15 protein-coding genes are annotated in these 15,077 nt (G+C 40.4%); 6 read left to right on the forward strand and 9 right to left on the reverse strand.

Going from position 1 to position 15,077, the window contains the following annotated elements:
- The first annotated feature begins 47 nt into the window (after nucleotides 1-47).
- Entirely contained in the window at nucleotides 48-1,265 is a 1,218-nt protein-coding gene (locus tag PBF_RS02555; protein ID WP_035326688.1) for a homoserine dehydrogenase, read from the forward strand.
- Nucleotides 1,266-1,326: 61 nt separating this feature from the next.
- Here the strand turns inward: PBF_RS02555 and PBF_RS02560 are convergent, their stop codons facing one another.
- From PBF_RS02560 to PBF_RS02570, 3 genes are all read right to left on the reverse strand, one after another.
- Entirely contained in the window at nucleotides 1,327-1,521 is a 195-nt protein-coding gene (locus PBF_RS02560) for a hypothetical protein (protein WP_035326689.1), read from the reverse strand.
- Between the two features lie 138 nt (nucleotides 1,522-1,659).
- Nucleotides 1,660-2,187, reverse strand: a complete 528-nt coding sequence (locus PBF_RS02565; RefSeq protein WP_035326690.1) for a CBO0543 family protein — start codon at nucleotides 2,185-2,187, stop codon at nucleotides 1,660-1,662.
- A gap of 145 nt (nucleotides 2,188-2,332) precedes the next feature.
- A complete protein-coding gene (locus PBF_RS02570) occupies nucleotides 2,333-2,938 on the reverse strand; it encodes a DNA-3-methyladenine glycosylase (protein WP_035326691.1) in 606 nt (201 codons plus the stop codon).
- A gap of 121 nt (nucleotides 2,939-3,059) precedes the next feature.
- Between PBF_RS02570 and proC the strand changes: the two genes are divergently transcribed.
- Nucleotides 3,060-3,875, forward strand: a complete 816-nt coding sequence (gene proC / locus PBF_RS02575; protein ID WP_035326693.1) for a pyrroline-5-carboxylate reductase — start codon at nucleotides 3,060-3,062, stop codon at nucleotides 3,873-3,875.
- 209 nt (nucleotides 3,876-4,084) lie between these two features.
- Nucleotides 4,085-5,473, forward strand: coding sequence for an L-cystine transporter (locus PBF_RS02580; protein WP_035326694.1), 1,389 nt, complete (start codon nucleotides 4,085-4,087; stop codon nucleotides 5,471-5,473).
- Nucleotides 5,474-5,508: 35 nt separating this feature from the next.
- On the opposite strand, the gene PBF_RS02585 is transcribed toward PBF_RS02580, so the two are convergent.
- From PBF_RS02585 to PBF_RS02610, 6 genes are all read right to left on the reverse strand, one after another.
- Nucleotides 5,509-6,081 (reverse strand): YitT family protein, encoded by a 573-nt coding sequence (locus PBF_RS02585; protein ID WP_035326695.1) that lies wholly within the window; start codon nucleotides 6,079-6,081, stop codon nucleotides 5,509-5,511.
- Nucleotides 6,082-6,216: 135 nt separating this feature from the next.
- A complete protein-coding gene (locus PBF_RS02590; protein WP_035326696.1) occupies nucleotides 6,217-7,518 on the reverse strand; it encodes an NCS2 family permease in 1,302 nt (433 codons plus the stop codon).
- A 473-nt stretch (nucleotides 7,519-7,991) separates the two neighbouring features.
- Complete coding sequence (locus PBF_RS02595; protein ID WP_035326697.1) at nucleotides 7,992-8,990, reverse strand: inorganic phosphate transporter; 999 nt, start codon at nucleotides 8,988-8,990, stop codon at nucleotides 7,992-7,994.
- A gap of 12 nt (nucleotides 8,991-9,002) precedes the next feature.
- Nucleotides 9,003-9,620, reverse strand: a complete 618-nt coding sequence (locus PBF_RS02600) for a DUF47 domain-containing protein (RefSeq protein ID WP_035326698.1) — start codon at nucleotides 9,618-9,620, stop codon at nucleotides 9,003-9,005.
- Between the two features lie 188 nt (nucleotides 9,621-9,808).
- Complete coding sequence (locus PBF_RS02605; protein ID WP_035326701.1) at nucleotides 9,809-10,447, reverse strand: FusB/FusC family EF-G-binding protein; 639 nt, start codon at nucleotides 10,445-10,447, stop codon at nucleotides 9,809-9,811.
- Nucleotides 10,448-10,587: 140 nt separating this feature from the next.
- Entirely contained in the window at nucleotides 10,588-10,851 is a 264-nt protein-coding gene (locus tag PBF_RS02610) for a CD3324 family protein (protein WP_035326703.1), read from the reverse strand.
- Between the two features lie 391 nt (nucleotides 10,852-11,242).
- Between PBF_RS02610 and helD the strand changes: the two genes are divergently transcribed.
- From helD to PBF_RS02625, 3 genes are all read left to right on the forward strand, one after another.
- Nucleotides 11,243-13,510: an RNA polymerase recycling motor HelD gene (gene helD / locus PBF_RS02615; protein ID WP_035326705.1), complete on the forward strand. Its 2,268-nt coding sequence runs from the start codon at nucleotides 11,243-11,245 to the stop codon at nucleotides 13,508-13,510.
- Nucleotides 13,511-13,778: 268 nt separating this feature from the next.
- On the forward strand, nucleotides 13,779-14,606 hold the full coding sequence (locus tag PBF_RS02620) for an aldo/keto reductase (RefSeq protein ID WP_035326708.1): 828 nt from the start codon (nucleotides 13,779-13,781) through the stop codon (nucleotides 14,604-14,606).
- Between the two features lie 210 nt (nucleotides 14,607-14,816).
- Nucleotides 14,817-15,077, forward strand: a complete 261-nt coding sequence (locus PBF_RS02625; RefSeq protein ID WP_035326710.1) for a GlsB/YeaQ/YmgE family stress response membrane protein — start codon at nucleotides 14,817-14,819, stop codon at nucleotides 15,075-15,077.

Genomic DNA, 15,077 nt, shown 5'->3' on the forward strand with positions numbered 1-15,077 from the left:
TTGTTTTTACGGCAGGATTTACAAATTTTAACAAGGGGGAATAAATAATGTCAGCAATAACGATCGGACTATTGGGATTTGGAACTGTTGGAAAAGGTGTGTATGAAACAATCAGAAAGCATCAGGGAAGGCTTCAGGCGATACTCGGGAAAGAAGTGAAGGTTTCCGCTATCCTGGTCAAAAATGTGAATAAACATTCTTTGCCTGATGATGAGGTGCTTTTAACAGATGACTTTCAGGATATTATTGAACTTCCAAAGCTCGATGTCGTAATTGATGCCATTGTTGGCAGGGAACCGGGCTATACGTATCTCCGCCAGGCCATATCGAGAGGATGCCATGTCATTACAGCAAATAAGGAGATGTTTGCATTTCATGGAAGTGAGCTTGCGAAGCTGGCAAAAGAAAAGAATGTATCATTGGGATTTGAAGCTACAGTCGGCGGCGGAATCCCCATCATTCAGACCATCAGGCAGCTGCTGAATGCCAACAGGATTGAACGGATTGAAGGAATTTTAAATGGCACATCCAATTTCATTTTGACAAGTATGCGGGAGGAGAACTTATCATTTGAAGAAGCATTGAAAATCGCTCAGGAAAAAGGCTATGCAGAAGCCGATCCTAAAAACGATATCGAAGGATATGACGCCTTTTACAAAGCAGTTGTTCTGAGCGAGCTAGTATTCGGGAAAGCGCCGGAACAGGAATACTCTGTAAGAGAAGGCATTACTGATATTACGATTGAACAAATCCGTTTGGCTGATTCGCTGGGGCTGAAATTTAAACATATAGCATCAATTCAGAAGGAAAAAGATTCTGTCCGCTGTACAGTAAAGCCGGTACTGACAGGAGAATCTCATCCTTTATACAGAGTAGAAGGCGTGCAGAATGCCGTTTCCATCGATGCGGATATTGTCGGAAATATCAGTTTGCAGGGACCTGGAGCAGGCATGTTCCCGACAGCGAGTGCGATTATTGAAGATTTAATTCATGTGGGAAAAGCCGATTTACCTTCAGTATTCGAAGAAGCTGGATCGGAAGAATCTGTTCCTGAACAGCCGCTCTGGGTTATATTGGGTGATGCTGAAGGATATGAAATCCCTGAGGGAGTTGAAATCGCCAGCAAAGTGTCAGAACAGGCCCTGATCGTTAAAGGAGCTGCAGAAGCTGTGTCATTATTAGAGAAATCCGATTTGAAGGCTTATCAAGTTCTTGGAGATTATACAGTCACGGCAGGGAAGTATAAGCAGGTACAGCCGGTCTAAAAAACAGAAGGGGCAAGCCTTTGAGCTGCCCCTCCTGAAGTATGTTTAGAGATGGTGGATACTAAGCCTGCTGTTTGTTAAATAAAGGATTATTTAATCCGGAATACAGGTCTTTAACATGAACTGTTACTATCTTAGCGCCAATCTGGACATGGACCATATTATCAAAAACAGCTGTTACCAGGCCGTTTAATGAAACATTCGCACCAATATTTAGATCTTTGCCGGGAGATTTAACATTTTTCTTGTTTGCCATCGTAACACCATCCCATTCCAATTTATTGAAACTTATACATAGAATATTGCCTTTTTATAGTAAAATAAACGCTTTAATAAAAAAAGTCCAGTAAAATAGCTTGTTTTTTTATCGACAAATTGTAATGAAATTAGACACTTATCTAAAAACAGCTGATGGTACATCGAACTGCCTCCATAGGAAGAGGATGAAAAGAATAGACAGCCCCCATGCGGCAGCTGGCCGCTTATGATGCATCCAGAGGATGATAAACATTACAGCATTGAAAAGAATCGACCATTTTAAATTCCAGCCATTATGGTACTTTATCAAATTTAATTTGATATCAACAACCTCATTTACAGTATAGAGAAGGACCCAGCCTAAAATATAAAGCAGTTTCTTAATAAGTTTGCCACCAGGAAATCTGTATAAATAGATCAAAATGGTTACCGGATACTTTACAGCCATTATGGAAAAACTGACATGGGTATTTGTAAGATTCACCTTCTCATCGACCCCCTGTGGATCATATGTCCACATCGGATAAAAGTCTGAGAGCAGATATAAATATAAAAAGTCCCCTAATATGTAAAAAAGGATGGTGGGATAATACATTTTCCAATTTCTCCAGTCACCCCACTTCCATAGAGCGAAAATCCACAAAAAAGCATAAAGAGCATTCATTCCATTCACCACTTCCCAGAGCGCACAGTTATTCCTATCCTATCCAATTTAAGAAAAAATAAAAAAACTAAGCAGGTTAAGACAAATTAATAACCGGAAAACCCAATCAGAAGGGGGCTTTCCGGTTGCTTTTTTTACATAGCTGTTATTTTCTGTTCCGTGATACATAAGGACTTTCCGCAATCCAGAATCTCCAGGGATAATCCCGTGCTTCACCGGAATTATCAATACCTATACGTGTTCCCCGTTTGATTTCCCCGGGAGGGATTCCTTTAACAATCATTAGAGGAGGGCTGGTAAAATGACGGCCATAATCATCTATTGTTATATCAAGGGCTTTAGTTAATTTACCGGGCCCATTAGTGAGGTTTTTGAGGTCTTCCCTCTTACGTCTTTTCTTCATTAACTCAAGTCCGTCGACAGGTTCAATCCCTCTGATCAATATAGCTTCCGGCTTTTCCTTTGGACCGCTCACCACATTCACCAGGCAATGGGTATGCATCACATAAGTGTAGACAAAACCGGGTTCATTGAACATGATTTCGGTCCTTTTTGTTCTCCTGTTCCCAAAGCTGTGTGCTGCTCTGTCCTCCGGGCCCATATAAGCTTCTGTCTCGACAATATAGCCTGAGGCAATTCCTTCTTCAGTTTCTTTGATCAATAAGCAGCCCAGAAGTGCTTCAGCCAGCAGAAGCGTCGGCTGCTGGTAAAAGCTTTCTGGAAGAGGAGTATATTGTTTAATTTCCTTCATAGTCAATCTCTCCAATAGTATTTTATGAAGTTCGGTCTTATGTTTTTACCCTGTGCTATTTTTTCATAACCATACCTGCAGTATAATAGCAAAAGGAATACAAGACAGGATGTGTGCATTAATGAATAAAAATATCGGTTTTATCGGATGCGGAAAAATGGCTCAGGCGATAATCGGGGGTATATTAAAATCTGAACTGGTGAATGCAAGGCAGATTATTGCTTCAGCGAAAACGGAGAAGACGCTTGTTGACGTTAAAAGCAGGTGGGGTATACAAACACGCTTTTCTAATAGTGAGGCAGCGGAGGCAGCAGATATACTGTTTCTGGCTATTAAGCCTGATGCGCATGCTGCGGTTATTGAAGAAATTAAAGAAAGAATTACTTCCCATACAATTATCATAACGATTGCGGCAGGCATAAGTCTTTCTTTTCTGGAAAAGTCATTTGGCAGAAAGATTAAAGCAGTCCGTTCCATGCCTAATACTCCATCATTAGTAGGAGAAGGCATGAGCGTGCTTTCGGCGAATGAATCACTATCTCCTGAGGAGATGGAAGATGTAACCAAAATATTTTCATGTATCGGCAGAGCAGCTGTTATGGAAGAAAAGATGATGGACGCAATTCCCGCTATCAGCGGCTCTTCACCCGCTTATGCCTACATGTTCATTGAAGCATTGGCAGATGGCGGTGTAAAAGCCGGACTGCCCCGTGATCAGTCTTATGAGCTCGCAGCACAGGCTATTTTGGGGGCAGCCAGAATGGTGCTGGAAACAGGCAAGCATCCTGCGGAATTGAAGGATGAGGTTTGCACTCCGGGAGGTGCAACAATAGAAGCCGTTGCCGAACTGGAGAGAAAAGGATTCCGTGCAGCGGTAATGAGTGCGATGGAACAATGCTTTGAAAAGACAAAGGCACTTTCCCGGAAAAATAATTAGACAAGAGTTATTTATCCAAGACCCGGCAATTATATACTGCCGGGTTTTCAAATGGTTTTAGGCACAAATATAAAGAAAAACAAGAACATTCCACAGCCGAATGGAATATATAATAAGAAAATTTAAATTTTAATTCCGACTTGACTCATAGGAATACGTGTATTATAGTAAGTCATTATAAAAACATCTTTTGGGGAGGATTCAGTCCGATGAGTACAGGACTTTTAGTTTTAAATATTATCGTAATGCTGCTTCTTTTAGGCGCATTATTCTTTATGCAGAAAAAACATATCTCATTCTCAAAGCGTGTGTTTACAGCGCTTGGTTTAGGGATCCTGTTTGGCTTCGCACTTCAGCTGATATATGGACCGGGTGCTGAGGTCATTGCGAAATCGGCAGACTGGTTTAATTTAGTTGGCGGAGGTTATGTGAAGTTCCTGCAAATGATCGTCATGCCGCTTGTCTTCATTTCGATTTTAGGTGCTTTTACTAAACTGAAATTAACAAATAATATTGGAAAAATAAGTGTCCTTATCCTTGGACTGCTTGTAGGTACCACTGCAATTGCTGCTGCTGTCGGAATTGCAACAGCTGTCGGTTTTGATCTGGAGGCTGTCCAAATCAGCGGAGGGGATGCTGAGACTGCCCGCGGTCAACAGCTTGAAGAAACATATCAGGGCATTGAAGGGAGAACGTTCCCGCAGCAAATGCTTGATTTGCTTCCGGCCAACCCGTTCCTTGATTTTACAGGGGCAAGACCAACATCTACGATTTCAGTCGTTATCTTTGCAGCCTTTTTAGGAATTGCTTATCTTGGTGTGAGAAGAAAATCACCAGAGCAGGCTGAACTCTTTGCGAAAATTGTGGATGCATTCTATGCAATTATCATGCGAGTTGTTACATTAATTTTACGCTTAACACCATATGGAGTTTTGGCAATTATGACGAAAACAGTCGCAATGAGTGATTTTGACTCCATTTTAAATCTGGGCAAATTTGTTATTGCTTCTTATGTGGCGCTTGCCATTATGTTCCTGATTCACCTGCTGCTTTTAACATTAAGCGGATTAAATCCAATCACCTATTTAAAGAAAGCATTTCCGGTATTGACCTTTGCTTTTACGTCAAGAACAAGTGCCGGTGCATTGCCTTTGAATATTAAAACGCAAAAGTCACTCGGTGTACCTGAAGGAATTGCCAACTTTGCAGGATCATTCGGCCTTTCCATCGGCCAAAATGGATGTGCGGGAATCTATCCGGCAATGCTGGCTGTAATGATTGCTCCGACTGTGGGCATTAACCCGCTGTCACCAGGATTTATTTTTACGCTCATTCTCATTGTAGCGATCAGCTCCTTTGGTGTGGCAGGGGTCGGCGGCGGTGCGACATTCGCAGCGATCCTGGTATTATCTGCCCTTGACCTGCCTATTGCACTGGCTGGTTTGCTGATCTCCATTGAGCCGCTAATCGACATGGGACGCACAGCCCTTAATGTCAGCGGATCCATGACCTCCGGTATCCTAACGAGCAGAGTCACAGGTGAAATGGATGGAAACCTTTATAACGATATGAATGAAAAAATTGAAGCAGAAGCATAAAAAATCGACAGGTGCCAGGCACCTGTCGATTTTTTTCATTTAACCGTCTTTTTTATAACCGTTAAGGACGTCATGGCGCCAACAAAAATTATGGTAATAAACGAGTACAGGAATTTTTCAATACCGACTATTTTTAATCCGCTTAGAATAACCAATCCATCAATTGCAAATATTAAAGCGCCGATGTTAATAGGAAGGAGCTTTGTCATCAGCTGTGCAAGCAGGTCTGTTCCCCCTGTGCTGGTTTCATAACGGAGCATAAGGCCGATCCCAAAACCCACCAGGCAGCCGCCTAAAATGGAGCTGGGCAATATGGAAAGCTCAAACTGACCTCGCAAAGCAGAAAGCATATCAATAATGAAGGATGAAATCAGAAGGCCATGCAGGCTATAGAAGAAGTATTTTTTCTCATAAAACCAGGCAAGTACATATAATGGAATACTCAGGACAATCATGCTCAATCCAGTGGGGAATTCGTAATAATAATGGAGGATCAGCCCTATGCCAATAATGCCCCCGTCAAGTAAATGGTGGGGGACAAGGAAGCCGTTAATGCCAATGCCTAATAATAAACTTCCTATTAAAGTTACAAGCAGCTTTTCAAACATAAGCCTATCACCCTAACTTGTCCATTCTATACTTATAGAATATGAATGGTCAGGGATGAAATAGAAGCGGTTCCATGCAAAAAAGCTTGTCCGGATTGGACAAGCTTTTGATCTTGTTCAGTTTGGCGCTTCCGGTTAGTGAGGCAGGAACGCGAGCTGGTAAAAGAATAATACTGCAAATAAATATACAAGGGGATGAACGTCTCTCCATTTCCCTTTTACCACTTTCATAAGCGGATAAGCAATAAATCCAAGTGCAATACCTGTTGCTATGCTGGATGTCAGCGGCATGCTTAAGATAATCAGGAATGCAGGGAATGCTTCATCAAGTTCATTCCATTTAATATGAGAAATGCTGCCCATCATCAGGCTTCCAACGATAATCAGGGCAGGTGCAGTAATGGCAGCAAGACCTGACACCGCACTGACAAGTGGTCCGAAGAAAGCTGAAAGCAGGAACAAACCTGCAACAGTCAAGGTTGTTAATCCTGTTCTTCCGCCGACTGATACTCCTGTTGAAGATTCAATATAGGCTGAAGTCGGACTTGTGCCAAACATGGCACCGATAGAAGTAGCGATGGAATCCGACAAGAGGGCCTCACGTGCTCTGGGCATCGTTTTGCCTTTCATTAATCCGGCCTGCTGGGCAACACCGATCATCGTTCCAGTCGTATCAAAAATAGTTACAAGCAGGAAGGAGAAAACAACGGCGTATAAGCTGTGCTGGATAACATTTCCAATTGCTTCAAATGGATTTAAAATAATGAGTCCATCCGGAAGCGAAGGCAGTGAAACAAATCCTTGGTCAAAAGAAAGCTGTCCTGTAAAGAAGGCAATCAGGGCAGTGATTATCATGCCAAAAAATAAAGCCCCGTTAATCCCGAGCGTCATGAGAATTAAAGTTACTGCAAGGCCGACAAGGGCAAGAATCGATTGAGGAGAATGCAAGTCTCCGAGTGCAACAAGATTTGTTGGGTGGCTTGTAATCAGCCCGGTCAAGCGCAAACCGATAAAGGCAATAAATAAACCGATTCCGGCAGTAATCCCGTGCTTTAGATTATCCGGGATCGCAATGATCAGTTTTTCCCGGAAAGGGGTAAGCGACAATATAATGAAGATAATACCTGCAATAAATACTGCTGAGAATGCCGTCATGTAATCAATATTTCCATGAGTGCCGACAACAGAGTAGGCAAAATAGGCGTTCAGGCCCATTCCAGGTGCAATGGCAATCGGATAATTAGCGAACAGTGCCATCCAGAGAGTACCTGCAACAGTTGCAATAATGGTTGCGGAAAAGACTTGCTCAAAAGGTACACCTGCATCAGATAAGATGACAGGGTTTACAACCACAATATAAACCATAGTTAAGAAAGTCGTGATACCTGCCAAGACCTCGGTCTTTACGTTTGTTTGATTTTCTTTTAATTTGAACATAAAAAGTCCCCCATAAACTATAACTTCTTTCAGGTTATATGTGTTATTGATAAATACGAACGTTAAGAAAGCACAAATAATATAATATTCGTTTTTAATGAAAATTTCAAGACCTTAATGTTATTTTTCTATATATTGGCTGTTTCATCCTAATATATAGAAAAAAGCTTCTCTAATGCTGATGCAGAAATTTACTAACCTGATTCAGCAGGCCGAATTTTTAACAAAGGCCCCTGTGCAGATGAAGAGCTATAGCCATTCAGAAGGTCGGCACTGAGGACAGCTGGACTGGGGGAACAGAAGTGACGGCTTTAGATGACTTTCTTGTCTATCTTGAAGAAAAGAGCATCGGTACTGTGAGTAAAGGAAGAAGAAAGGAAGAAGAGCTCGCTTAATGAAACTGATGCTAGAATGATTGAATACTGAAATAGCTGGATAAAAAAAGGAGCAGGCCTGGCCCGCTCCTTTTAACATTAAAAAATTGCATTCAAGATGAGGTAAACAATACCCGCTAATGTTGCAGAAATCGGCAATGTGATCACCCAGGTGATAAGCATTCTCTGTGCAGTTCCCCATTTAACACCTTTAAGTCTGTGGGCAGAGCCCACACCCAGGATGGAAGAAGAGATAACATGAGTAGTACTGACTGGCAAATGAATATAGGTTGCGCCAAAAATGATCATTGCACCAGTTAAGTCTGCTGCCACTCCATTTATAGGACGGATTTTCATGATTTTCCCGCCGACTGTTTTAATGATTTTCCAGCCGCCGATGGAAGTTCCAAGACCCATAGCTAATGCACAGGAAAACTGTACCCAAAATGGTATATCGGTTGAAGTGACATAGTTGTTTGCTATAAGTGCCATTGTAATAATACCCATAGCTTTTTGTGCATCATTTGTTCCATGTGTATATGATTGCAGAGCGGCCGTGAAAATCTGGAAAAGCCTGAAATTCCGGTTTGTCTTTGTAAGGTTGTTATGTTTAAAGACAACCTTAAAAATACTGTAAACAATAAAACCGACTGCAAAAGCAATTAACGGCGAAAAGATAAGTGCTTGAAGAATTTTTAAGAACCCTTGATAATTTAAAGCTGAAAATCCTGCCGCCGCAATCGCAGCACCGGCGATCGACCCGATGATCGCATGAGAAGAGCTGCTTGGAATGCCATAATACCAAGTCAGCAGGTTCCAGAATATTGCAGCAACTAAAGCAGCAAGAATGACAAGAGAACCATTCTGCAATGTGAAGGGGTCTACTATATCCTTTGTTATCGTTTTGGCAACTCCAGTAAATGTCATGGCGCCAACAAAGTTCATGACGGCAGCCAATATTATGGCGTGCCTTGGTTTAAGAGCCTTAGTGGAGACCGAGGTAGCTATTGCGTTAGCCGTATCGTGAAATCCATTGATAAAATCAAATGCCAGAGCTCCAATGACAATTAAAATTGTAATAATGAAAACTGCATCCATTGTAATCGCCCCTTAAGCATTTTTCATGATGATGGTTTCAAGCGTATTGGCGACATTCTGGCAGCTGTCCGCAATATCTTCAAGCGTTTCATAAATTTCTTTATACTGAATGATCCGAATAGGGTCTTTTTCTGTAGCAAAAAGATGCTTGATTGACTGGCGGCGGACTCCATCACATTTGGATTCGTAATCTTTAATTTTGATTGCATGTTCTCTGATCTGCAATAATTTCTTAGTTGACAGCAGTTCTACGCACTTTTCAATTTCAATTGCACAATTCTTGATGGCATCCACGAACTTCAGCATAAATTCATCAGCCTGTGTCATAGAATACATTTCAAATAAATCAGCACATTCTTCAAATCCATCCAGCACATCATCCATGCTCATGGCAAGGTGAAGAATATCTTCTCTTTCGATTGGTGTAATAAAAGCGTTATTTAATTCCTTAATGACTTCATGAACATAGGAATCGCCTTTTGTTTCATAATCCTTCATTGTTTTTGAAAAGGTTTTTAAATCACTGACATTGTTAATTTTATAGTCTGCAAAGTAAATTGCACTTTCTTTTAAATTCATGGAAATATTGCTTAACAATGTGTTAAACTTGTCCTTCTTCTTAAAAACCATTTTTTTACCCCCAATATTTTAGGAAAACTTCAATCAAACGTAATTATTTTATACGAAATCGACAAAATATGATAGTTTTTTTATTACAGTAATATTCCCCAGATTAATGAGAATAAACGAAGTCAATTTAACTGAAAAAAGACACCCGCCATTTATCCGGCAGGTGTCTTATATAAGCGGATAGCAAACTATCCTTTCAGCCTTCCAATAAAGTCATGAAGCTGTTCCAGTGAATTCAAATTTTCATTGCATTTCCGGCTGTCCTGGCAAATGTAATTCCCTTTTTTGGTATAGGTGCCTAACTGAGAACCCTTAGTTTCAGTTAAGAACATGCCTGTTTCCCCGAGTTTGTTGCAGATGGCACAGATTCCTTTTTTGCCAAGAGGTTTAAATGTTCCATATATGCCAGTCAGTTTGCCAGCCAGCAGGCTGATCATATACTTCCTGTTTGTCCCTTTATCGTCCCATCCCAAGTAGCTTATTTCCCTGAAATCGATATCTTCAAGTGCTGGCATTTTTAATTTTTTTGCCTTTGGAAACATTTTTTTGATCGATTGTTCAGTTATAGACGGAAAGGGTATTACATAGTCCTTTATATGCGCTAAGAAGGCATCTGCCTGATCCCTTTCTTTTATATCACTGACTGTGGAAAGAAGCTGGTTTTGTTCATCACTTAGCTCTGCAAAAAGGCCCAATACTTTTTCTGCAGAAAGAGATTTCAGTGCATTCAGCACTCCTGTATCATTGACAGATGCATGGCCGTTGATCAGCACTTGTGTCTGATATTTAATAAAATTATATTGATCATTTCTGATGAAAGGTTCCATTATACACACTCCTATACCTTCAGCACCTTCGTATATCAACTTCACTTTATAAGAATGACATAAAAATGTAAATGTATAAAATGATTAGGAAATGAACTTGGCATATGAAAAAGCACTGAACAAGGTTCAGTGCCAATAATTCACTTTTTATAAACTATTTTTTTGATTGTTTCGGCTGAAAGGAAGTATTCTTCAGCCAATTTGCTGATTGTTTTGCCGTTCTGGAAGGCGCTTTTAATAGAATGGTTCCTTTCATCCAGAGCTTTTCTTGCTCCAGAGCGGGAACCCCATTTTCGGTAGTCCTTTTCCGGCTTGGGGATATAAATAGCCTCACCCTGAACGTATTTTTGAATCTCTGCTATCAGATTCTCCGGTAAAACGGCATTAGCTTTTACATAACTCATTTCTGCCAGCTCCTTATTTATTTTGGAAATAAAAAATGAATAAGGTGCAAAGCCGATATCAGAAATGGTTTTAGCTGAATGGGCGATAATAGTTTAGTACATTACCGCCTCATGCAAAGTATCGCCACCAATATCAGGCTTTGCATGAGACGCTGCATTATCAGGCATTGCAACTGCAATGACCACCTTCATCACCTCCTAAAAAGTGGTTTTATCATATTATAAATTAAAATGATTACCGATGTATATATCTGCTCAAATCGACAAAATTCGGGTGGTGCCTGTCACCACTTGCTTATTGCAGACTTTTCTGATAATATATTTTTCTGCCCACGCGTTCGCTCATATGTATTTCTCCATTGCGGCTGAAAAAATTTGAAAGGAGAAACATATGTCATCTGAATTTGAACACCCCGATTTTCAAAAGGAACTTCAGCGTCTTGAATTTACGAAACGCTATATTGATGTTGTGATTAAAACATCAGAATCCAGCAAAGACAAGTTTCAGGAAAATATGAAAGAAGCTTTCGAAGACGTTGACTGGCTTGAATCCAGCTTAAGTTACTCTTCACTGCTGACTAATGCCCGTTTTTTTGAAATGTCCAAAGATGAATTGATGCAGCTGAAAAAAGCAAGGAAAAAACCTTACTTTGCCAGAATTGATTTCTTAAGGGAAGATTTAAACGAAGAAGAGATACTGTACATAGGCAAAACTTCATTGTATTCAAGGGAAAATCAGGAGCAGATTATTGTTGACTGGCGTTCTCCGATAGCCAATTTATACTACGAAGGCAGGCTGGGAGAGGTTCAATACCAATCCTATGAAGAAAGCTTTACGGGACACCTGTCATTGAAAAGGCAATATATGATTGAAGACGGGATTCTGGAAGAAATACGGGATATTGACCTCACGACCACAGACGAATTGCTTCAGGAATCACTATCCAAAAGCTCAAGCAACCGCCTCACTGAAATTATTTCAACCATACAGGAAGAACAGAACAAAATAATACGTGCTGATCTGAATAAGCCCATCATAGTACAGGGGGCGGCAGGCAGCGGCAAGACAACGATTGCCCTGCACAGAATAAGTTATTTTATTTATCAGTACAAAGAAAATTTTGCCCCTGAACAGTTGATGATACTGGCGCCGAGCAGGCTTTTCATTGATTATATTTCAGAGGCGCTCCCTGAACTTGGGGTAGAAAGAGTCCGCCAGACAACCTATCAGGAATATGTGCTGGCATGTCTTGGCGAGAAACTGAAATTGGCGGAAGACACTAAATTAGTGAATCTGCTTGAAGACCATGACAGTGAGGAAGTAGAACTTGCAGTCTGGGCATCATCGATTAAAGGTTCGCCTGTATTTCAAACCATTCTCACTAATTACCTCAGAGAAATATATAATAGCTTCTGCCCCAGTGATGATTTTATGGTAGATAAATTCAGGCTTTTTGGCCGCAAGAAATTCTTCCAGCTTTTTTTAGAGGACTACAATTACCTCCCTCTTTACCGCAGGCTGGAAAAATTGAAGGCTGTGCTTCAAAACGATCTTGCAAAGAAAAAGAAAAATATCATAAAGAAAATCGAAACGTATTATGACGAGAGAATCGAAAGGGCCCTTTACAGAGGGAAAGATCCTGAAAAAAGAAGACAGTATGTTTCAGATGCGCTTGATAAAAAGGCAGCCAGACTGGAAGAATTAAAGAAAAGCTTTAGAACAGCAGTGCCTAAATACATGAAGCAATTCCCGAAAAAAAGCCTGGTCCGGTATTACAATGACCTATTTGATGATCCTGTACGTCTTTCAAGATTATCAGGCGGAAAATTGCCTGTTGACGATGCATATAAACTTTGTGAATTTTGCCGGGAGCTGTTTAGGAAAAAAGTTTATGAGAGGGAAGACTTAGCTTTAATGCTTTATCTGCAGGAAAGCCTATTTGGGATTCCCAAAGAGCTGAAGGCGAAAAATATCGTTATTGATGAAGCACAGGACTACAGCTTTATGGAGCTTCTCTCATTAAAAAAGTCACTTGATACAGATATGTTTACACTAGTGGGGGATCTTGCCCAGGGAATTCATTCCTACAGGGGGCTTACAAGCTGGCAGGAGGTTCTGGACTATATTTTTCCCCGTGCAACATATACAGAGCTTCAGAAAAGCTATCGTACAACAGTGGAAATTATGGAAAAAGCAAATGAATTACTTAAACTTCTCCCTTACTCATTCCCCGAGGTGGAGCCGGTCGTCCGCCATGGCAGAAATCCTGAGTTTATCAGGAGGGAAGATGGAATTGAACTGGTAAAACAGCTTGAGAAACAGGTTGTTTCATTGAAAGAAGAAGATTATAAAACATTTGCAGTGATCGGAAAAACGATGAGAGACTGTCAGCTCATTCACAGCCTTTTTGAAAAGCATGCCAGTCTTCCTTTTAAACTGCTTGAGGAGCAGGAAAGCATCCCGAAAGATCAAATTGTGATCGTGCCATCTTACTTGGCCAAGGGACTTGAATTTGATGCCGTTATGATTTTGTCCATGGAAGAAGAGTTTTCCAGAAATTCTGAACTTGATATTAAGTTGCTATATGTCGCCATGACACGGCCACTTCACCGATTATATTTTTATGGATTGGAACAAGGAAATTTCATAGTAGTATAAAACTTCAGCAGCTGATTTGTCAGCTGCTTCTTCTTTTTGAGAAAATGATCTGTCCCTTGTTTAGGACAATTTTTTACCGGGAAAATCATTTTTACATGAGAAAAAATGGCAAAGAATGCGAAAATATAAAATCCCGGCATCTGCCGTTTATATAGATGGGCGATTGCTTCTCTAAGGCAATCGCTTTTATTTTGGAGTGTAAACAGTAGGTCTCCTTTTCCTTAAATGATAAAATGAATTAAAACATTGAAGGAGATGGTTCCATCATATGAAGGATATCAGCAGCACTTTAACCTTACATAATGGAGTTGAAATGCCTCAATTCGGGCTCGGAGTATATAAAGTCGAAAATGGATTGCAGATTGAAAATACAGTAAAAGATGCCATTGACTTAGGATACAGGCTGATTGATACTGCGGCTTTTTATGAAAATGAAGAAGGTGTTGGAAAGGCAATAAAAGAAAGCGGGGTGCCTAGAGAAGAGCTTTTCATAACGACAAAAGTATGGAATACGGCTCAGGGATATGATCAGACCCTTACTGCCTTTGATAATAGTTTGAAAAAGATGGGGTTGGATTACATAGATTTATACCTTATCCATTGGCCGGTTAAGGGGAAATACCTTGAAACCTGGAGGGCGCTGGAAAAACTTTATAAGGATGGCAAAGCAAGAGCCATAGGTGTTAGCAATTTTCAAATTCATCATATTAAGGACATTCTAGAGAATGCTTCTGAAAAGCCTGCAGTCAATCAGGTTGAACTGCATCCTCTTCTTTCTCAGGAAGATTTGAGGGCATTTTGCGGTGAACACAATATAAAAGTACAGGCATGGTCTCCGATTGCCAGGGGAAGAGTGCTTGAGGACAATGCCATAAAAGAAATTGCCGAAAAACACGGTAAATCAGCAGCCCAGATTATTCTAAGATGGCATCTCCAAAACGGCATAATGGTCATTCCTAAATCTGTTAAAAAAGATAGACTAAGGGAAAACGCAGACATTTTTGATTTTGGTCTAACTGAAGATGAAATGAGACAATTGAATGCCTTAAATAATAATCATCGATTTGGAGCCGATCCGGACAATTTTGATTTTTAAAATCGTATTGCAAAAAACATCCTAACGGGTGTTTTTTTATTTTATAAAATTTTTCCAGAAGAATAGTTTTTAAATTTTTGGTTTTAGATAATGAATCCTGGGTAATTTAATTGTACAAGCAGATAAGGTCACCAAAAGCTGCGCAGCTGCTGTATTAATTTCTTTATCTGAACAAAAGCTAAATTAAATTAAAAAGAGGAGTGATTTTCAATGTTAAGCTTTTTATGGGCATTAATTATAGGTGGTATCATTGGTTGGTTAGCAGGTATGATCCTGGGAAGAGATATTCCAGGCGGTATTATTGGTAACATCATCGCTGGTTTCATTGGTGCATGGTTAGGTTCATTAATTCTTGGTGATTGGGGTCCAGTCGTAGCGGACTTTGCTATTATTCCTGCTTTAATTGGTGCTATCGTGCTTGTATTCATCGTAGGCTTCATCATGAAGGCTATGCGTAAATCCCATGACTAA

The sequence above is a fragment of the Cytobacillus firmus DS1 genome, from assembly GCF_000565285.1.
Classification (GTDB): Bacteria; Bacillota; Bacilli; order Bacillales; family Cytobacillaceae; genus Cytobacillus; species Cytobacillus firmus_A.